The 20,956-nt window shown below is 31.8% G+C and carries 19 protein-coding genes; 11 read left to right on the top strand and 8 right to left on the bottom strand.

The window, feature by feature from the left end; all coding sequences use genetic code 11:
- The first annotated feature begins 28 nt into the window (after positions 1-28).
- From ACFQ1R_RS11795 to ACFQ1R_RS11745, 11 genes are all read left to right on the top strand, one after another.
- Entirely contained in the window at positions 29-2,323 is a 2,295-nt protein-coding gene (locus tag ACFQ1R_RS11795; RefSeq protein WP_379926430.1) for a chondroitinase-B domain-containing protein, read from the top strand.
- 252 nt (positions 2,324-2,575) lie between these two features.
- Entirely contained in the window at positions 2,576-4,873 is a 2,298-nt protein-coding gene (locus ACFQ1R_RS11790; RefSeq protein WP_379926429.1) for an alginate lyase family protein, read from the top strand.
- Between the two features lie 6 nt (positions 4,874-4,879).
- Positions 4,880-5,257, top strand: coding sequence for a cupin domain-containing protein (locus ACFQ1R_RS11785; RefSeq protein WP_379926428.1), 378 nt, complete (start codon positions 4,880-4,882; stop codon positions 5,255-5,257).
- Between the two features lie 432 nt (positions 5,258-5,689).
- Positions 5,690-8,923, top strand: coding sequence for a SusC/RagA family TonB-linked outer membrane protein (locus tag ACFQ1R_RS11780; protein WP_379926427.1), 3,234 nt, complete (start codon positions 5,690-5,692; stop codon positions 8,921-8,923).
- A gap of 18 nt (positions 8,924-8,941) precedes the next feature.
- The gene (locus ACFQ1R_RS11775; protein ID WP_379926426.1) at positions 8,942-10,516 is read left to right on the top strand and encodes a RagB/SusD family nutrient uptake outer membrane protein; all 1,575 of its coding nucleotides are present in this window, start codon (positions 8,942-8,944) and stop codon (positions 10,514-10,516) included.
- A 137-nt stretch (positions 10,517-10,653) separates the two neighbouring features.
- Positions 10,654-11,484 carry a polysaccharide lyase family 7 protein gene (locus tag ACFQ1R_RS11770; RefSeq protein ID WP_379926657.1) on the top strand — a complete coding sequence of 277 codons (831 nt, stop codon included), beginning with the start codon at positions 10,654-10,656 and terminating at the stop codon, positions 11,482-11,484.
- A 93-nt stretch (positions 11,485-11,577) separates the two neighbouring features.
- Complete coding sequence (locus ACFQ1R_RS11765; RefSeq protein ID WP_379926425.1) at positions 11,578-12,279, top strand: FadR/GntR family transcriptional regulator; 702 nt, start codon at positions 11,578-11,580, stop codon at positions 12,277-12,279.
- A gap of 248 nt (positions 12,280-12,527) precedes the next feature.
- A complete protein-coding gene (locus ACFQ1R_RS11760) occupies positions 12,528-13,811 on the top strand; it encodes an MFS transporter (RefSeq protein WP_379926424.1) in 1,284 nt (427 codons plus the stop codon).
- Between the two features lie 36 nt (positions 13,812-13,847).
- Positions 13,848-14,612: an SDR family NAD(P)-dependent oxidoreductase gene (locus tag ACFQ1R_RS11755; protein ID WP_379926423.1), complete on the top strand. Its 765-nt coding sequence runs from the start codon at positions 13,848-13,850 to the stop codon at positions 14,610-14,612.
- A 137-nt stretch (positions 14,613-14,749) separates the two neighbouring features.
- A complete protein-coding gene (locus tag ACFQ1R_RS11750; RefSeq protein WP_379926422.1) occupies positions 14,750-15,046 on the top strand; it encodes a transposase in 297 nt (98 codons plus the stop codon).
- Complete coding sequence (locus tag ACFQ1R_RS11745; protein ID WP_379926656.1) at positions 14,989-15,909, top strand: IS3 family transposase; 921 nt, start codon at positions 14,989-14,991, stop codon at positions 15,907-15,909. The genes ACFQ1R_RS11750 and ACFQ1R_RS11745 overlap by 58 nt, the downstream gene beginning before the upstream one ends.
- Before the next feature lie 57 nt (positions 15,910-15,966).
- Here the strand turns inward: ACFQ1R_RS11745 and ACFQ1R_RS11740 are convergent, their stop codons facing one another.
- The 8 genes from ACFQ1R_RS11740 to ACFQ1R_RS11705 all read right to left on the bottom strand — a co-directional run bounded on the left by ACFQ1R_RS11740 (position 15,967) and on the right by ACFQ1R_RS11705 (position 20,832).
- Entirely contained in the window at positions 15,967-16,425 is a 459-nt protein-coding gene (locus ACFQ1R_RS11740) for a hypothetical protein (protein ID WP_379926421.1), read from the bottom strand.
- 161 nt (positions 16,426-16,586) lie between these two features.
- Complete coding sequence (locus ACFQ1R_RS11735) at positions 16,587-16,697, bottom strand: helix-turn-helix domain-containing protein (protein WP_379926419.1); 111 nt, start codon at positions 16,695-16,697, stop codon at positions 16,587-16,589.
- Positions 16,694-17,365 carry a helix-turn-helix domain-containing protein gene (locus ACFQ1R_RS11730; RefSeq protein WP_379926418.1) on the bottom strand — a complete coding sequence of 224 codons (672 nt, stop codon included), beginning with the start codon at positions 17,363-17,365 and terminating at the stop codon, positions 16,694-16,696. Before ACFQ1R_RS11730 ends, ACFQ1R_RS11735 begins: the two co-directional genes overlap by 4 nt.
- A 148-nt stretch (positions 17,366-17,513) precedes the next feature.
- A complete protein-coding gene (locus ACFQ1R_RS11725) occupies positions 17,514-18,287 on the bottom strand; it encodes a hypothetical protein (protein ID WP_379926417.1) in 774 nt (257 codons plus the stop codon).
- Positions 18,288-18,302: 15 nt separating this feature from the next.
- The gene (locus ACFQ1R_RS11720) at positions 18,303-18,737 is read right to left on the bottom strand and encodes a DUF2141 domain-containing protein (protein WP_379926416.1); all 435 of its coding nucleotides are present in this window, start codon (positions 18,735-18,737) and stop codon (positions 18,303-18,305) included.
- 10 nt (positions 18,738-18,747) lie between these two features.
- The gene (locus tag ACFQ1R_RS11715) at positions 18,748-19,584 is read right to left on the bottom strand and encodes an NmrA family NAD(P)-binding protein (RefSeq protein ID WP_379926415.1); all 837 of its coding nucleotides are present in this window, start codon (positions 19,582-19,584) and stop codon (positions 18,748-18,750) included.
- Positions 19,568-19,729 (bottom strand): hypothetical protein, encoded by a 162-nt coding sequence (locus tag ACFQ1R_RS11710; protein ID WP_379926414.1) that lies wholly within the window; start codon positions 19,727-19,729, stop codon positions 19,568-19,570. The genes ACFQ1R_RS11715 and ACFQ1R_RS11710 overlap by 17 nt, the downstream gene beginning before the upstream one ends.
- A gap of 413 nt (positions 19,730-20,142) precedes the next feature.
- Positions 20,143-20,832, bottom strand: coding sequence for a tetratricopeptide repeat protein (locus ACFQ1R_RS11705; protein WP_379926413.1), 690 nt, complete (start codon positions 20,830-20,832; stop codon positions 20,143-20,145).
- Between the last annotated feature and the right edge of the window lie 124 nt (positions 20,833-20,956).

Here is a 20,956-nt window from a genome sequence, read left to right as displayed (position 1 = left end):
CTAAAACTAAAATAAGATTAATTAAATAATGAAGGTATTTGTATTTATTTCAAGTCTATTTGTCTTTTTTGTGTCATTCAAACCTTTAGCTCAAACAAATACAGTTAAGGTAAACAATGAGATAGAACTTAAATCAGCCATAAAAAATAGTCAAGCAGGAACTAAAATTGTGCTTGCCAATGGTATTTGGAAGGATGTTGAAATTAAGTTTTATGGAAAAGGAACTAAAGAAAACCCTATAATTCTAACAGCTGAAGAAAAAGGAAAGGTAACTATTGAAGGCGTTTCAAACTTACAACTAGGAGGTAGTTATTTGGAAGTTAATGGATTGTATTTTAAAAATGGTTATACGCCTTCAAAAAATGTTATTCAATTTAAAATTGATAATGATACTATTGCAAACCATTGTAAAATAACCCAATGTGTAATTGAAGCATTTACTCAACCTGATAGGGATGTAAGCGACCATTGGATTGAGTTTTGGGGTAGGCATAACGAGGTAAGCTATTGCTACATTACAGGAAAATATAATTTTGGGCCAACTATAATGATAAAGTTAGAAGGCAACGAAAATATTTATAATTATCACCAAATAATTAATAATTATTTTGGACCACGTCCACGAAAAGGTGGACCACATGGAGAAACCATTCAGTTGGGTGATAGTGGTACTTCCATGACGCCATCGCATACACTAGTAGCCAATAATTTATTTGATAGATGTAATGGCGAAATAGAAATAATTTCAAGCAAATCCAATTTTAATGAATTTAGAAACAATGTTTTTTTTGAAAGTGAAGGTTCTTTGGTGTTAAGACATGGTAATTACGCCAAAATTGATGGCAACATATTTATTGGTAACGAAAACTCAAAATTTATGGGTGGTATTCGAGTTATTAATACAGGACATTGGATTACCAATAACTATTTCTATAAAATTAAAGGTGAAGCTTTTAGAAGTGCTTTAGCTGTTATGAATGGCATTCCAAAATCGCCATTAAATCGTTACAACCAAGTAACCGATGCTGTTATAGCATATAATTCGTTTATCGATTGCAAATCGCCTTGGCAATTTAGTGTAGGTTCAAATGTAAGTCAGAAAGAGGTATTGCCACCATCCGAAATTCGTTCGGAACGACCAGAGCGTGTTATTGTAGCAAACAATCTAATATATAATGAAATACCTGATGAAAATCCTATTGTAAATTATGATAAAGTAGATGGTGTAAAATTTAAAAACAACGTTATTAACCATGATTACAATAGTGAAGTAAAACCTAATGGTTTGAAAATGGAATCAATTTTATTGGAAAAGAAATCAACCAACTTGTTTGTGCTTAATGAAAATATAAGCAATACGTATGAGGGTTTTGATTTTGAAACCATAACCAACGATTTATTTGGAACCAATAGAACAGCTAGTGGCAATAGTATAGGTGCTATTGTGTATCCTGTAAAAAACAATATTTTAATCGATAAAACTAAGTACGGTACAAATTGGTTTTCAGTTGAAAATGAAATACTAGAGCCAAAAACTTATAAAATTTCTTCGGTTTCATCACTTATAAAAGTTATCAAAAAAGCCAAATCTGGTGATGTGGTAATACTTAAAAAAGGTGTTTATCATATAAGTTCAAGTATAATAATCAACAAAACAATTTCTATCGTTTCAGATGAAACTAATAAAGCATCACTAGTTTTTTCTTCGCCCAAAACAGCTTTCGAAATACATCCTAAAGGTAATTTAACACTTAAAAATGTGCTTTTAAAAGGAAATTCAAATCAAAACGCGTTTACAACGCTTGATAAATACATGAGTAAAACTTATAACTTAAATATTGAAAATACCGAGATTTCAAATTTTAAAAGTGTTTTAGAAGTTTCAAAAGGCTCGTTTGCTGATAGTATAACGGTTTCAAATACAGTAATTAAAGATTGTGAAAACGGATTTATGCTTAATAAAGAAACCAATGATGGAGGCGATTATAATGCTGAGTTTTTAACCATAACCAATTCAAAATTTGATAACATACAAGGTGTTGTTTTAGATTATTATCGTGGAGGTTATGATGAATCAACTATAGGAGGAAACTTAAATCTTAATGGTAATATTTTTTCAAATTCAGGAAAATTAGACGGTATTCTAATAAAAAATAGAGGTATTGTAAATGTAGACATTTCTAATAATACATTTCAAAATAATCCAGTTAAAACCATCGCTGTTTTATGGGGAGAAAAGGGTCAAAAACCTGTAAATAATACTATTAATAACTCAGGAAGTATTGAAATTGTGCAAAACCTAGCACTTAAACTTATGTATTAAAGTTTATGTATTGCATTTAGTTTTTGCTTCAATAACTCATACAATTTCATTCAAAAAACGTTAAAATACTTTTTATGTTTTGACACCTAAAAAATTAAACCTATATTTGGTAAACCAAATTGGTAAACCAATTATTTGTAACGGTTAAATTTTTAAAATTTAATCATAGTTTTAAGTAGTACAAAAAGGTTGTTCAATATAGTTGTAAATAAATGTAGGCTTTTGTTGGCTTCATCATAAAAAAGAATACGCATGTTTTTAAAAAACAAGGTTCAAATTGCTTTTATAGTTTTAGTAATATTTAGTGCATCGTGTAAAGCGCAAACTAAAGGAGATACTAATGCAAAAAAAATAAAAAAACAAGAACACCCAAGTTTAATTTTAACTAAATCTGGTGTAGAAAGTATAAAAGCTCAATTAGGCAATGTGCCACTTTTTGATGAAACATTAGCAAAAGTTAAAGCGGAAGTAGATGCTGAAATTTTAGCAGGTATCGAAGTGCCTATACCTAAAGATTTTTCGGGAGGTTATACACACGAACGACATAAAAAGAACTTTTTAATATTACAAAAAGCAGGGGTTTTATATCAAATATTAGATGATGAACTCTATGCAAATTATGTAAAGGATATGTTAATGGCGTATGCTAAGTTATATCCAACTTTACCCGTACACCCGCAAACACGTTCGTATGCACGTGGTAAATTATTTTGGCAATGTTTAAATGATTCTAATTGGTTGGTTTATGTAGCACAAGCTTATGATTGTGTTTATAATTATTTAACCGAAAAAGAACGTAATCATTTAGAAAAAAACCTATTTAAACCATTTGCAGATTTTATTTCAATTAACAATCCGCAGTTTTTTAACCGAGTTCATAACCACAGTACTTGGGGTAATGTTGCTGTAGGCATGATTGCTTTGGTTATGGATGACGCTAAGTTATTAGACCGTGCTTTGCATGGTTTAAAAACCGATAATATTGATCCTGATGCTAAAGATAACGATGGTGGTTTTATTAAAAAACCAGGACAAAAAGTAGGATTTCTAGCTAATTTAGAAGAACCTTTTTCACCTGATGGTTATTATACCGAAGGACCTTATTATCAGCGATATGCTATGTATCCTTTTTTAGTATTCGCCGAAGCGTTACAAAATGTAAAACCAGAGCTTAAAATTTTTGAATATAAAGATGGTGTTTTGCTAAAATCGATAAATACACTGTTAAATTTAACTGATGCCGATGGTAATTTTTTTCCTTTAAATGATGGACAAAAAGGTATGTCATATTATTCTCGAGAGTTGGTTTCAGCTGTAAATATTGGTTACTTTTTTGGTGGGAATAACACCAATTTACTGTCAATAGCTAAACAACAAGGCGAAGTGCAGTTAGACGATTCTGGATTGGCTGTAGCCATAGGCGTTCGTAATGGTTTAGAAACACCGTTTGTAAAAAAATCTATAAATCTTAGCGATGGGAAAAATGGAGATGAAGGTGGTGTTGCTATTTTAAGATTTCCAGGATCAAAAGGGGAACTTTCATTGGTTATGAAATATTCCGCACAAGGTTTAAGTCATGGTCATTACGATAAACTGTCATTTTCTTATTATGAAGGAGGTTGTGAAGTGATACAAGATTATGGAATGGCTCGTTTTGTAAACATACAACAAAAGGGTGGTGGTAATTATTTAAAAGAAAACACTACTTGGGCTAAACAAACCATAACTCATAATACCATTGTTCAAAACGAAACTTCACATTTTAATGGAGATTTTGAAACAGGTAGTTTGCACCATTCAGAAATTTATTTGTTTGATGCTTCAAACCCTAAAGTACAATTAATTAGCGCAAAGGAAACCAATGCGTATCCAGGAACTGAAATTCACAGAACCATGGCGCTTATTAAAAATGATAATTTTGAAAATTCGTTTCTTTTAGATATAGTAAAAGTAACTTCTGAAAATGAAAATCAATACGATTTACCTTATTACTATATGGGGCAATTAATGTCTACTAATTTTGATTATGAAACGGCAGAATCTTTAAAACCATTGGGTAATAAAAATGGTTATCAACATCTTTGGAAAGAGGCTAGTGGTAAAACATTAACAGAAAATGCACAAGTATCATGGTTTAATGCACAACGTTTTTATACACTTACAACAATTACTTCAAAAACCGATGAATTAATTTTCGCAAGAATTGGTGCAAACGATCCAAATTTTAATTTACGTAAAGAACCTAGTTTCATTATTAGAAAACCCAATAGTAAAGACACCTATTTTGTGTCTTTATTAGAATCTCATGGGCATTACAATCCTGTTGATGAAATAGCTACAAATGCTTTTAGTAGTGTAAAAAATCTAAAAGTGGTTTACAGTGATCATTTATATATGGCTATTGAAATAGAAACTAAATCTAATAAAAATTACCTGTTTTTATTTTCATTAAATGATCAATCAAAAACAAGCAACCATCAAATAAAAATAGATGATATAACCTATGAATGGATAGGTGTTTATAAATTAACAGAAATACTTAAAAATTAAAATAATATGAAACGATTTAGTGAAAAGTACATCATTACAAAAGATATAGACTGGGAAGAGCTTGGTGGAGGTGTATCTAGAAAATTCTTAGGGTATGATAATCAAATTATGATGGTAAAAGTAAAATTTGAAAAAGGTGCGTTAGGTGCACCACATCAACATTTTCATACTCAAGCTACTTATTGCGTGTCAGGTAAATTTGAATTTGTAATTGATGGTAACAAGAAAATTGTAGAAGCTGGTGATGGTGTTTATATAGAGCCAAATTTATTGCATAGTGCAGTTTGTTTGGAAGCAGGAATATTAATAGACACTTTCAGTCCCGTAAGAGAAGATTTCTTAAGTGGTAACAAAGTATCATATTTTGGTGATAAAAAAATATAAAAAACCTTATTGATGCTTTTGTAGTATTATTTTACTACAAAATAAATGTCTTTATAATAATTATTTTAAACTAAGCATTGCTATTATAATAATTTTATTTATATTTGGATAACCAGATTGGTTTACCAATTTGGTTATCCAATAAAACTAATAATCAATACTCAGAAATGGCATTAACAATAAAATAAAAATTAAAAAAAAAGGACAGGTGCACGCCTATCCTTTTTAAAATGGTTTACTTCTTTTAGGAGGGAAGTAAAACTTATTACACGCTATTACTTAAATAAAAAACATGTATAGCAAATTTATATAAATTTCTGCGAATTATTATGTTTTTATAAAGTGAAACCAAATTAGAATTTTTCTAAAAAACCAAATTTAGTATTAAACAAACTAAAAAACTTTACATTTTAAAACATAAAAAAACTAATTATGAATTTAAAAACTAAGCTAATTTTAATTATAATATTAGTGTTCAATATGAGTTTGTTCGCACAGAAAGCTGTATTGAAGGGACAGGTAATATCTGCTACAGATAATATGCCAATACCTGGAGTGAATGTTATTGTTAAAAACACATCAAAAGGAACTACCACCGATTTTGATGGTAATTATCAAATAGAAGTAAAAAATGGCGATATTTTACAATTTTCTTATATTGGATTTGTAACCCAAGTTCAAATTTTTAAAGACCAAAAAACAGTAAATATAACACTTGCAGAAGATGTTGCAAAACTTGATGAGGTTGTTGTAGTTGGTTATGGTTCTCTAAAAAAATCAAATATAACCAGTTCTATTTCTACCTATAAAAATGAAAACATGGATCAATTGCCTGTTTCTAGAGTAGATCAAGCACTTCAAGGAAAAGTTGCAGGTGTACAAATTCAAAATACTTCTTCAGCCGCCGGCGAATCGCCAGTGATTAGAATTAGAGGGCAAGCTTCAATTAATGCTAGTCCAGATCCTTTAGTTGTTGTTGATGGTCAGCCTATTGATGACGGTTTAGCATCTATAAACATGGCCGATGTTCAAGATATATCTGTGTTGAAAGATGCTTCATCAGCAGCTATTTATGGTTCAAGAGGTGCAAATGGTGTTATTTTGGTAACCACTAAAAGTGGTAGTGATAAAAAAACTACATACAGCTTTAATCACTCAGTTGGTTTTAAAAGTGCTTATAAATTATATGATGTTCAATCAGCTTCAGATTATGTTAGGCAATTGTATGCAGAGCGTGAGCTAAGATTAAACGATCCTTTATGGACAGGTACGGTTCCTACGGTATCTATTGGGTTTCAAAAGCAATACATTTTCGAGCAAAATTTTCTTGATGGAAAAGGTACTGAATATCAGGATGAATTTATGAGAACAGGAGTATTTAGAAACATAGGTTTAAGTGCGTCTGGTGGTTCAAAATCAATAAGATATAGAATTTCAGGTGCTTACAATGGTGATGAAAGTATGATGCAAAAAAGTAACTATGAAAAATACCAATTCAGATTAAAGTTAGACGCCGATTTAAATGATAAATTATCGGTTGGTGTAAATATTGCGCCTACTTACAGTGAAACGCAAAGACCAGCCAATGATTATAGGGATTATTTCAGGTTTCCAACATTTATTCCTGTAAAACATACTGCAGAAACTTTAGCATTTATTCAATCAGGTGGAGCATATTCAGATGTGCAGGTTGGAGATTATGCTAACCCACAACACTTTTATAGTTTGGTGTTTCCAAATTATTTAATGCCAGACGGTACTACATATACAAGTACAAACCTTTCTAATCCATGGACAACAAGTAGTATTAATCCATTTAAGGTTTTAAATTTACAAGATGATGATCAAGAGGAGTTTAGAATTCAATCAAGTTTCGATTTAACTTATAAAATCACTAAAGATTTAACATTTAAAACTTCAGCTAATGCCTACTACAAATACTCCGATAGGTTACAGTGGGTTGGAACAAATGCAAATTCTGAAACAAATCAAAATTATGCTGTTTATATAAGAAATAATTATAAAGATTTATTATCTGAGAATACTTTAAATTATATAAAAGATTTCAATAAACACTCATTTAATGTTTTAGCTGGTTTTTCTGCACAAAGAACAGATTATTATTATTCAAGCTTTACAGGTCAAAATTATCCAAATGAAAATATTAGAACCTTTAACAATGCAGGTACTATAGTAAAGGCAAATTTGAACTCTTCATCAGACCCAGGAGGTGAAATTAAAAATGCTACCGCTTTATTATCATACTATGGAAGGTTAGTATATTCTTATGATGGGTTATTTAACATAACTGGTACCATAAGAACGGATGGTGCATCACAATTTGGTCCAGGAAATAAATGGGGAACATTCCCTTCAGTTTCAGGAGGTGTTAACTTAGCAAGATTAGATTTTATAAAATCATCAGATGTTATTAGCAGATTAAATTTTAGAGCTGCTTATGGAGAAACAGGAAATAACCGTACCGATAAATTAGGTGGTAGTAATGCTTACAATCCTTATTTAAATGTTTTGGAAGGTGCTAACTATGTTTCTGGTTCTGGTAATGGTACAGTTGCAAATGGGCAAGTTACACCAAATGCAGTTGGAGCAAATGCAGACATTACTTGGGAAACAACAGTTTCAACCAATTTAGGTTTCGATTTAGGTTTGTTTAGAAACAGGGTTAATTTATCGGCAGAGTTTTATGAGTCTAATACCGATAAGTTACTTTTACAAACAAACAACCAATTATTCTCTGGTACAGCATTATCATGGAATAACGTTGGTAGTCTTCGTAATCGTGGTCATGAAATTGAATTATCAACAACTAATATTTCTACCGAAAATTTTAAATGGTCAACTACAGCAAATTATGCATCAAACAGACTTAAATTAACCGATTTTGGAGGTAATGCTGAAACGCCACAAACAGGTGAAAGAGGTGAACAATATATTTCACAAGTTGGTAGTCCATTAGTACAATTTTATGGCTATAAAACCGATGGTGTTTGGTTATCACAACAAGAAATTGATGATTCTGGATTTACAACCTCAAACGTTTCAATTGGAACATTAACTCCTGGTGCTTTAAAACTTGTAGATTTTAATGAGGATGGTTTTATTAATGCCGATGATAGAACTGTAATAGGCGATCCGTATGCCGATTTTACTTGGGGAATAACTAATACCTTCGAATACAAAGGTTTTGATTTGTCATTCTCGTTTCAAGGTGTTCAAGGTATTGAAATGTACCAAGGAGATACTGGTTATAATGAAGCAAGAAGACAGGTTACAAATTATACTAAAAACCGTTGGGTAAGTCCATCAAATCCAGGTGATGGTAAAACACCATACGAAACAAATGGTGGTATACATTGGGTTTTAACCGATTATGGTATTGACGATGCATCATATGTTGCTTTAAGAGACTTAACATTTGGTTATACCTTAGATGATAAATGGGTTAAACAAATTGGTTTAAAACAACTTAGAATGTATTTTACAGGGCAAAACTTACTATACATAACAGCTAAAGATTTTAGAGGATTAAACCCAGAAAGCAGACGCTCTGGTGGTACATATTCAAATACTCTGGTTACTGGCTATGATAGAGGTGGTTATCCAATACCAAGAACATTGGTTTTAGGTTTTGATGTTAAATTTTAATTATAAAAAATATTTCGTATGAAAATAGTATATAAATTTTTAATTGGCGTATTACTTTTAAGTGTTACCAGTTGTGGTGAAGATTTTATCACTATCGATCCGCAATCGTATATTACAGAAGAAATTTATTTTTCTAATACAGCCGAATTGAACACTGCACTAAACGCTTGTTATGCAGGTATGAGGTTACCAGCAGCCGAAGAATGGAAATTTACAGAATTACGTTCTGATAATGCGGTAATGAATCAAATAGCAACTACTTCTCCAGATAATATCCTTTTTCTATCGTATGATTGTTTCTTTATAGATACTAACGATACTAATTTGAAAAACTTTTGGTACTACTCTTATGTTAACATCAAAAACACTAATATTTTGTTAGATAAAATGAATGTTAATTATAGTAATGGTTCTATTGTATATGGTAATAATTCTATTGATGCTTCTGCTGCAGATATTAAAGACGTAGCTTCACAAGCTAGTTTTTTAAGAGCGTATCATTACTTCAACTTAGTGCGTCTTTTTGGAGATGTGTTTCTGGTACACGAGCCTGTATCATCTGTTGATGCTTCTGTTATTAATAGAGTTGATAAAAATTTAGTCTATAATTTAATTATTGCCGATTTGCAAAACGCTATAGCCAATGGAAATACTGCTAAATACACAAGCATTACTGCTGCAAATGCAGGAAAAGCAAATGCGTGGTCTGCAAAAGCTTTACTAGCTAAAGTGTATTTAACATTAGGTCGTAAATCTGAAGCGTTGCCTTTATTAACAGATGTCATTGCAGCCAGTGGTTATGGTTTAGAAAGTAGTTATGCAAATGTTTTTTCAACTACAAATGAATTAAACAAGGAAATATTATTTACAATCCGTTATAAATCAGGTCAAGGTAATTTAGGCTCAACATTCACCACTAGTTTTGCTCCAGCAGCACATTCTAGAGATGCCAATGGTAATGTTGTTTTTGTAGTTTCAAATCAAGGCGACAATGCTCCAGGACAAGAACTGTATGATTCTTTTAATACATCCGATGTTCGTAGAGGGTTTATTCGTGCTTCATCAGATGCTAGTGTACCTCAAAAATTATTTTATACAAAATTTTGGTATCAGCTATTAGTAAGAGATGACTCAGAATTTGATTTCCCAATTATACGTTATGCAGATGTGTTGTTAATGTATGCAGAAGCAGCAGGAAGTGCAGATGCTAATTCGTTAAGATACATTAATCTGGTTAGAGCAAGAGCAGGATTAACCACACCTTTAACTACCACTGATATAAATACACCTGCCAAGTTTGACCTTGTTGTTGCAAATGAAAGACGTTGGGAATTTATTGCTGAAAACCAACGATGGTACGATATATTGCGCTATGGTACTACGCTACCAACACTTAATGCTGTAGGGATAATGGAAAATCATTTCACAACAATTCATCCAATGTTATATTCTTTTTATACTCAAAATACAGAAGATGTTACATTACCTATTTTGTTAGAAAGAGTAGATGCAAATAGCTTGTTATTACCAATCCCTCAAATTGAGTTAGATACAAATAACAAAATCACAATACCACAAAATCCGGGGTATTAATAAAGTTTATAAAAACCAATTTCTTTATTCAGTTAAATACTGAAATTGGTTTTTAAGTTTTTCAATATGATTAATTATAATAAAACAAAAAAATGAAAAGAAATGTTACCTATTTAAAAAATTTTGTGCTGATAGTAATGGTAGCTTTTCTGTCAATTAGTGCCAACTCTCAAGACAAAAAGAAAAAAAGATACAAGTTACCTAATATAGATCTAAGCCATTGGAGTGTTACTACACCGCAATTAAATGAAAAAGGTAGCGCTACAAATGTTGAGCCGCCACAAATATTAAATTATGCTACAGATGAACGATTAATACCTTATATGTATAATGATTCTACCAGTGGCGCATTAGTATTTTATGCATATCCAAGTGAAGCCACTACAGCTAACACCAAGTATTCTCGTTCCGAATTACGTGAACAAATGGTGCCTGGAGACAATAACGTGAATTGGACTTTTGCACAAGGTGGAACAATTAAGGGAAAATTGGCCATGGAATCGGTTTCAAAAGATGCAGATGGTAAGTATCACAAGGTTATAATTATGCAAATTCATGGACGCTTAACCAATGAACAACGCGATTTGATAGGACAAAAAGATAACAACGCACCACCTATTTTAAAAATTTATTGGGAAAATGGGAAAATTCGAGTAAAAACTAAAGAAGTAAAAAACATTAGTTTATCAGGCGATGCGCTATTACACGAAGAAGCTTGGGATGATGATAAAGGTTTTAATTTTGAACAAGAAGTAGGTTTTGGAAAATTTACACTAGAAGTAAAAGTTTCCGATGGAAAGATGGTAGTGGTTTTAAATAACAGCGAATATAAAGTTTATGAAAATATTCACATGAAAAAATGGGGAATTTTTGAAAACTATTTCAAGGCAGGAAATTATTTTCAATCAAGAGATGAAGGAGCTTTTGCAAAGGTTAAATATTACGAACTAGAAGTGTCTCATAAATAATATAATTTTCCTTTTAGGAAAAACAAGATAGATTCCGTATTTTTTTATAATTTTATCGACAATATCTGGTTAACCAATTCATAAAGATTTAAAATGAAATTAGAGACGTTAGTAGTAAGTGAGAATCAAGAGGTTCAAAATTCAATAATCAGCAAGATTAGAGAATTAATAAATTATAAAAATTTAGAACCTGGCGACAAATTACCTTCAGAGCGTATGCTTTCAGACAAGTTTGAAGTAAGCAGAAGCAATGTTCGTGATGCTATTCAAAAATTAGAATATTACGGTTTACTAAAATCAATTCCACAAAGTGGCACATTTGTAGCCAATATTGGTGTAATAGCTATGAATGGAATGATTGATGACATTTTACGTTTGGAAGAACCAGATTTTAAATCGCTTGTAGAAACACGAATCTTATTAGAATTAAAAACAGTTAAACTTGCATCTTTAAGAAGAACAGACGACGATTTAAAAGATATGGAAGATGCATTAAGTGCCTATTCAAAAAAGGTGTTAAACAATCAAGATGCTGTACAAGAAGATTTATTATTTCACTTGGCAATAGCACGAGCTAGTAAAAATAGTACCATGAATACGTTTATGTTAACTATAACACCAGAGATTATAACAAACTTCGCAAAATATCATGTTTGTGATGAAAATCAAGCTTTTGTAGGAATACAAGAACATACAGATATTTATGAAGCTATTAAAGATAGAAATCCGCAGTTAGCCAGAGAAAAAATGAAAATACATTTTAAGGCACTGTATCAATATTGTTACAATATATAAATATGAATAAACACTTGATTAAGTTGAAATTGCACGCCTTCTCCTTAATCTAAAAAAAAATAAAATAAACAAATAGGAGGGAACACTAAACTTATTATAGCAATTACTTAAACATTCTTCAGTTTTATTTCAAAAGAAGTATATCTAATCGCTACTAAGTTTATTAAAGTGTATGGCTTTTAAATAAGCATAGTATTTTATTGCTATGTTTTTAAAAAGTTTCTTGGTCTATTATTAAACTTAAAAACATGAAAATTAAAGGATTACGTTGGTTAATTATTGGATTAATATTTCTAGCTACGGTAATAAATTACATTGATAGAAGTGCGCTTTCCATTATGTGGGGTAATGAAAATGTAGAAGGTTCAATTTCCAAATCTTTAGGATTAACAAAAAACGATTACAGTTTAATACTTAATATTTTCATGGTTGCCTATGCGCTTGGGCAATTGTTTTCAGGAAAATTATTTGATAAAGTAGGCACTCGAATAGGTTATGTAATAAGTATTGGTGTTTGGGGCTTGTCGTCATTTTTACATTCTACTGTACGCGGCTTATTTTCAATAGCATTTTTTAGAAGTACTTTAGGACTATCTGAAGCTGGCAACTGGCCAGGTGGCGTAAAAAGTAATGCAGAATGGTTTCCTATAAAAGAACGCGCTATAGCACAAGGCTTGTTTAATGCTGGTGCATCCATTGGTTCTGTAATTGCACCACCATTTATTGCAATGTTATTCGTAGCTTTTGGATGGAGAATAACCTTTATGGTTGTAGGTTCTTTTGGTATTTTATGGATTATTCCTTGGTTATTAATCAATAAAGCAGGACCAAAAAAGCATCCTTGGATAACAGAAGAAGAACAAAAATATATCATAGAAGGACAAAGTAAAGCCGATCAAAATGCCACAGAAAGCACTAAAGGTCTAAGTTTAAAAGAAATTCTTTCACACAAAGAATCATGGGCTATAGTAGTTGGTCGTTTTTTTCTAGAACCTATTTGGTGGCTTTTTGTAGGTTGGATGCCTATTTATCTTTTTGATGTTTACGGATTTAATGTAAAAGAAGTGGGCATGTTTGCATGGGTACCTTATGTTGGTGCTGCACTTGGTAGCATTGCAGGAGGTTATGTTTCAGGAAAAATAATTTCTAACACAAATTCTATTAATAAAGGCAGAAAAACAACCATTTTAATTGGTGGTATTATTATGGTATTAGGTTTAGTGGCTACAGTTTTATTTGCTTCTACGCCAGAGCGCTTTGTTTCAATAGTATTTATTGTACTATTTGGTTTTCAATTTGCAATTGGAAATGTTCAAACGCTACCAAGTGATTTATTTAGCGGAAAATCAGTAGGATCATTAGCAGGTTTAGGCGGAATGGTTGGTGTGTTTTCGGTTATCATCATGAATTTTTTAGTTCCCATAATAGCAGAAGTTTCATATACACCCATTTTTATAGCCATAGCCATTTTTGTGCCTTTAGGTGTTGGTGCTATATATTATTTCGCAAAAAACATAGAGTCAATAGAGTAATTTAATATAAACGATAATAAATCAAAATTTATAAATATGAGTAATTTTAAAGGAAAAGTAGCTGTAATTACAGGAGCTACAGGAGGCATTGGTTTTGAAGTAGCAAAAAGATTAGGAAACGATGGATACACTATAGTATTGAATGGTATTGAAGATGAAGCAGGTGCAAAACGAGTAGAAGAGCTAACAGCATTAGGAATTAAATCTGAATATTATGGATTTGATGTTACTAAAGAAGAAGAAGTAACAGCAAATATTAATACAATTGGTGAAAAATACGGAAAAATAGATGTTTTAGTAAATAATGCAGGCGGACTAGGAGGAAGATCTAGGTTTGAAGGTATGACTACTGAATTTTATAGATTTGTAATGGCTTTAAATTTAGATTCAACTTTCTTTGCTTCAAGAGCAGCTATTCCGTTTCTTAAAAAAGGTGATAATCCATCAATTATAAATTATACATCTATTGCAGGTTGGAATGCTGGTGGTCCAGGTGCAGGAGTTTATGGAACTTCAAAAGCCGCAGTTCATACTTTAACCAGAGCTTTAGCTAAAGATTTGGCAGAATATGGAATTAGAGTAAATGCCGTTTCACCAGGAACTATCGATACACCTTTCCACAAAGAAATTAAATCTTCAAACCCAGATGTATTTGCTTCTTGGAAAAATAACATCGTTCTAGGCAGATTAGGACAACCAGAAGAAGTCGCTTCTGTTATTTCCTTTTTAGTAAGTAATGATGCCTCTTTTTTAACAGCAGAAACCATTCAAGTTGGAGGTGGTCAAGGTTTAGGAATTTGAAGTTATTTTTAAATTAATATTAACCTATTTTTCAGTTTAAGTGATTTAAAACTGCACCGGTATCTGGCGTGGATTTGCTAACTTTCCTCGGACATAAAATTTAAGACTGTTTGTTACAAAACAAATATCTTAGAAACATGAAAAAACGATATTACAGCCCTGAATTAAAGGAGCAAGCAGTTCGGTTAAGTTACCAACGAGAGAATATAAAAGAATTAGCAGACGAGTTGGGTTTAGAAGTCCAAAGGATTTATAAATGGCGTAAGGCAGCTAAAACAACAATATCTCCTAAGCCAGAAAAAGCAATACCTGATGACACATTAGAAGTTAAAAGATTGCGTAAAGCTCTTAGAGAAAAGGAACTTGAACTTGAGATATTAAAAAAGGCCGTGCACATCTTCTCCAAGAACGATGGCAAATCTATGGATTTATAGCCAGCTATAGGCATTTATACCCCATCGAGAAGATGTGCAAAGTTTTTAAAGTAAGTAGGAGCAGTTTTTATAGATGGTACACATCAGGACCATCAAAACGAACATTTGAAAATAGCTTGTTTACAGATTTAATAAAAAAGGAATTTGACCTGAGTAAACAGCGTTATGGCTCCACAAGAATAGCAGAACAACTAAAACGCAAAGGGTACTGTATATCCAGATGCAGAGTGGCTAAAATTATGAGGATGAACAATTGGGCAAGCAAACACAAAAGGAGGTTTAAGGCAACTACAGATTCCAACCACGGTTATCCTGTTTGCAGAAATCTGCTGAACAGGAACTTTAACCCAAGTAGGTTGAATGAAGCTTGGGTCAGCGATATCACTTACATCCAGACCAATCAAGGTTGGCTGTACCTAACCACGATTATTGATTTGTTTGATAGGCAGGTAATAGGTTGGTCATTAAGCACAAGTTTACATACCAATCAAACTATTATTCCTGCATGGAAAATGGCTGTAAACAAGCGTACTATAAACATGGGGTTAATATTTCACTCAGATCGAGGGATACAATACGCCTTAAAAACATTTAGAACTTTTATTAAATCCAACCCTTTGGTAACCCAATCTATGAGTAGAAAGGGTAATTGTTGGGATAATGCCGTTGCTGAATCCTTCTTTAAAACATTAAAGGTTGAACTTATTTATGATGATGATTTTAAAACTATTGAGCAGGCTAAAACAGCTGTTTTTGAGTACATCGAAATATGGTACAATAGGAAACCTTTACACTCCTTTTTAGGGTATAAAACTCCTTATGAAGTAGAACAAGAATTTTATCAATTTAAAAATGTAGCATAGGTCTTAGAAAAAATGTCCGACTTTTTATTGCAAGTCCAAAATGAATTATAGCCAATGTTAGGTGCTGGTCTTTTTCCGTTCGTATTGTTTAATTTTTGTAAATGCTTTATGTCTGAATTTCTGACTATACATTTTATGTTCAATCAAATAATTCAATGTCTTTTTCAAGTCCGAGCTGATTTCAGATTCATTCAACCATTCAATTCCTAATTCCGCCCAGTAAGTCGAAATTCCAAAACTCAAGTGCATTATTTTAGTTGCTAATTCCGATAATTTAGAATCAGGTTTTAAATCCGAACTCCTGATTTTTTCATTCAGGTATGAGTCAAATTCGTCTCTGGTCATTTTGAGTATCGGTAGAATTCCAATTCCACCGCCTTCATCGAGGGATTTTAGTCCTTCGGCTGTATCGGCGAACCAATTTCCGTCATTATCCACTCCAGCAAAATATCCGCTATTTTTTATGTCGAAAATCGGTGTCCATTCAATAAATTTTCCGCTCTTTGTTTTTTTCATATCGGTTTTTTCGACTTGCACCTAACGGTTGGCCGCTTGGCGAGGTTGCGAACTTCGTAACCTTAAATTTTTCGTTAAAGATAAAAGTTCTTGCGAAACGTAAACGTGATTTTACCACAAAATTCGCAATCTTGCCAAACGGCGGTTAGCTGTAGTGGTTTTTAGTTGAAAGATTGTCTAAATTCCAAAGGTGAGAAGTTTGTTTTTTTCTTAAATAAGCTTCCAAATGTCTGCGGATATTCAAAACCTAATTGATATGCGATTTCACTCATTGACAAGTTGGTAGTAGACAATTTTCTTTTGCTTTTTCTATTAATTTGTCGTGAATGTGCTCTTGTGTGCTTTTGCTAGTCAAAATTTTGAGCAAGCCACTCAAATAATTTGGCGATACTGCTAGTTTTTCGGCAATAAATTGCACAGTCGGTATTCCTTTTGTTAGCAGCAAATCATCATTGTTGAAATAGTCAATAAGAATGGCTTCTAAACGATTTAAAATTTGATGATTAACCTTTTTTCGGATAAGAAATTGGCGATTATAAAAACGGTCAGCGTAGGTTAAAAGGGTTTCGATTTGTGTAATTATGATTGTTTCGCTGAATTTATCAATGTTACTACGATATTCTTGTTGAATATTTTGAATTAGGTTTTCAATAATGGTTTCTTCATTTTCGGAAAGATGCAATGCTTCATTTACAGAATATTTAAAATACTCATACTTTGTAATATTTTTGGCTAAAACGGTATTCCATAAAAAATCAGGATGGATAAGTAACATCCAGCCTGTACTAGTATAATCATCATCGGCATAAAACGAGAACACTTGATTCGGAGCAATAAAAAATAAAATACCCGCATCAAAGTCGTACGGTTGTTGCCCATATAAATAGTTGATATTTCCTGTGAAATTACGTTTTAATGAAACCATGTAGAAATCGAACACAACGCTGATTTTGGTATTGCTTGCAACAGGCTTGAAATTTTCTAAACTTATTAGGCTAATTAACGGGTGTTGTGGTTTAGAAACACCTAAAATGTTGTGTTATTCACTAATTGTTTTAATTCTGAACGGTGTACTATTTTCCATAGTTTTATTTAATGAATGGCCTCCCTTGCCAAGCCTGAATCAATGTAAATGTAACAAAAACAAAATACAGAAAAGCTATAAGGTAAACATCTCTTTTAGTACTTGCCAAAACAAATGTAAGAATTGGAATGATTTGTAAAGCGTGCATTCCAAAAAAATGTGCCACTCTCAAATCACCATAATTTTTACTCCAATTAAAAGCAGGTATCCCTTTGGTAACATCTTCTGAACCAATGGTATGCTTAGAAAGGCTTATCATTACATAGCCTTCCAACATAAATATAACCATAATTATTAAACTTAATTTTATAGCCAAAATCATTTCGTCACTAACACTAAATTGTTTTTGAATAAAAAACAAAAATGTAATATAAATGGTATGAATTAATATTACAGTTATAGACAAACCCATTAACGCAAAAATAACTCTATCCAATGGTGTATCTATATTATAATGTGATTTTCTGCCACGTGCCGCTTGTACAGCAATCATTAACAACTCAATAGATAAAAAAATCATAAAACTCCAACAATAAATAGTTACTTGTTTTTGATTGTCTAAATAGTCTAAATATAAAGCCATAGAGAATGCAAAAATACTTATGGAAATAAAAAAGTTAAAAGGCTTTGCCCAAGCACTAACACCTGAAACCTGAAGATTGCTGTATTTACTCAAAAGTAGACAAATCAATCCTCCAAAAAAGCAAAGCAATGCGTAAAGAAGCAGAGGCTTGTTTTTATCTTTAAAAAACTCAAGAAAGCTATCTAATATATCCATTTTTTTAAGGTCATATTAATAATAGTTCAACTTTATAATAGCATGCAATGGCTGTCCATTGAACATAAAAGCAGCATCTTCAAATTTAGGTCGTTTGAAAGTAATTATACGATTATTCGATACACCAAATCCCTCCTTCGGCTTGCCAAAAAAATTATCATCCATTTGGTTATTGCTATTTTCATCGTGTAGTACGGTTATGGAATATACACCTGTAGTATCTAAAGTTATCGTAGCAACACATCTTTTATCCACGATAGGGAAGTAGATTTCTTTGATCTGATTCTTATTCGGAAAACCGTCTTTTTTGTCGTGAACGTATACGAGGCACTTGCCATCGTTGTTTTTAAAGCCTACAACATCTAAAGTAACAGTATTTGCTTGAGCAATTGTCATTTGTGTTTTTAATAAAACAAATGCACAAATAAGTATTGATTTTTTGAATTTCATGGTTTGATATTTATTGTTGATGGTATTTATCTGCAAATTCTTTGGTAAATTCTTTCCATTTTACAGTACCCAACTTTGGTACGTTTTTGTAATAGTCTTCAAATAGTAATCCGCTACGCATACTTGCATTCATTTCGGTAATGTCTTGAGCTAAACTGTCTGGCATTTTAAACTGTTTTAAAGCACTAAACATTTGTTTATCACTGATAGTTTCCCATTTCAAATAGGGTTTTCCAATGGCATTTCCCAAAATTGTTGCTATTTCTTGACAGGTTAAATCCTCACTTGCCAGGTACCTCACTTTTCTGTAATTGCTTACAGTAATTATTTCATCTGCAATGGCAGTAGCAATATCAATTGGCGAAACCCAAGGCATTTTGTCTTTGGTACCATAATTAGACATAATTAGTCCTTTTTTTCCTTGGAGAAAGCCCTTTAAACCATAATATTTAATGGTTAATATCTTTCCGATAAAACTATCAAGAAAACCATTTCCTTTAATAGACTCTACAAAATCGTACACGTTGTAGTAAAAGCCAACAGGTCTCATTGTAGTAACAACCACATCATGCGGTAATTCTTTGAAAACTTTTTCTGCCATAAAATGAAAGGCAAGAAGACCGTTGCCAAATTCCAGATGAGCACCGATACTGCTTAAATGAATTACCCGTTTTATACCAGCCTGTTCAATTGCTTTGGTATAATTTTGAGCAAGTCTAAAAGCTTCGGCTCTTGCGTCAAGGTTAGGATTTTCTTTAAATTTGAAAGGAGGTAACATGCAATATACAACGTCAGCACCTTTGAACGTTTTGGTTAAAAATGTTACGTCTTCAATAGATCGATCCAATGGCAGGAATTGCTCCCAAATCTTTAATTTCTTTTTGTTTTGAAAGGTTACTGCTAATAACTGTAACCGAATGCCCTTTTTGTACCAATTCAATAGCAAGAGATTTGCTGATGTTTCCGAGTGAACCTGTAATTACGATTTTCATTTTTTCTGTTTTTAAATGTTGGTACAAATTTCGCCAAACATTTAAGAAGCGTCCTTAATAAAATCTACTATTGTTTTATGAAAATATAACGTCAGGTTTTTTGATTTATAATTACATTAGATTCTTGATTCTGCGCTACCATTACAGCTAACGTTTTGGCTATGGTTTCGTTGCGTGAAAATCCGAGAGGATTTTCCGCCGTAAACCGAAGATAGCAAATTTGCGAGGACTTTCCGAGAGGAAAGTCAGAAGCAATGAATTATAGCCGGTGTTGTAAGTAGTGCTTTTTTATTCATTTTCGTTTATCCAATAAGTTTTCTTTTCTCTTTTTTGTCTATAGTATGCCACAAAAATCAGAGAAAGTGGAAAGAAAAGGATAATCAAAATCCATTTTATAATATTTAGAAATAGTTTCATTTTTCACTTTCCATTTTTTCTAATAGTTCCTTTGCGTCTATTAGTCCGTATTTTGCTGCTTGAGTCAAAAATTTTTTTGCATTTAATGTGTCTTTCATTTCATAGTATGCTTGTCCAGTCCAACTCAATGCGTCTGGCAATTCATAATTGTATTTAATTGCTTTTTCCAAATCTTGAATTCCACTCTCATATTTTTTTGCATAGACATATGAAATTCCACGTTCATATTCGATTTCGTGTTTTCTAACGTAATAATCAGAATCTTTGTCCCATTCATTTAGAAAGTTAATTTCCAAGTAAATGCTATCGGATTTAATTGCCCCTTTAGTTTCTAAAGCTTTTGTGTAAAATTTAATCGATTTTTCATATTGTTTGAGCCTTTTATAATTATTCCCAATGTTCATTAAAACCATAGTGTTTTTTGGGTCAAATTCAATGATTTTTTGGTAGTCTTCAATAGCTCCAATATAATCTCCAATTACTGATTTGTCAGCACCTCGATTTATAAGCGCAGGTCGAAAATTAGGTCTTTTTTCGATTGCTTTATCCAAAAACGGAATAGCTTTTTCATATTCTCCTTTTTCCTCTAAATCAAATGCTATATTGTAATAGTCATCTGCTGTTTTTAAGTCACAAGAGATTATGAAAATTGATATTATTGATATGTAGATTAAGTTTTTCAGCATGTCTTGTCCTGAAATATGGCTACAGGTTAAAATTGATTTTACGCTGATAATTTGTATACCATATTCGGTGTTCTAAAGTCTAAAGATAAGTGTAATCTTATTTCGTTGTATAAATTAATTGCAT

The sequence above is a fragment of the Mariniflexile jejuense genome (assembly GCF_042675665.1).
Taxonomy (GTDB): Bacteria; Bacteroidota; Bacteroidia; order Flavobacteriales; family Flavobacteriaceae; genus Mariniflexile; species Mariniflexile jejuense.
The sequence above is the reverse complement of the archived record's forward strand: the minus strand, read 5'-3'. Positions and strand labels throughout refer to the sequence as shown.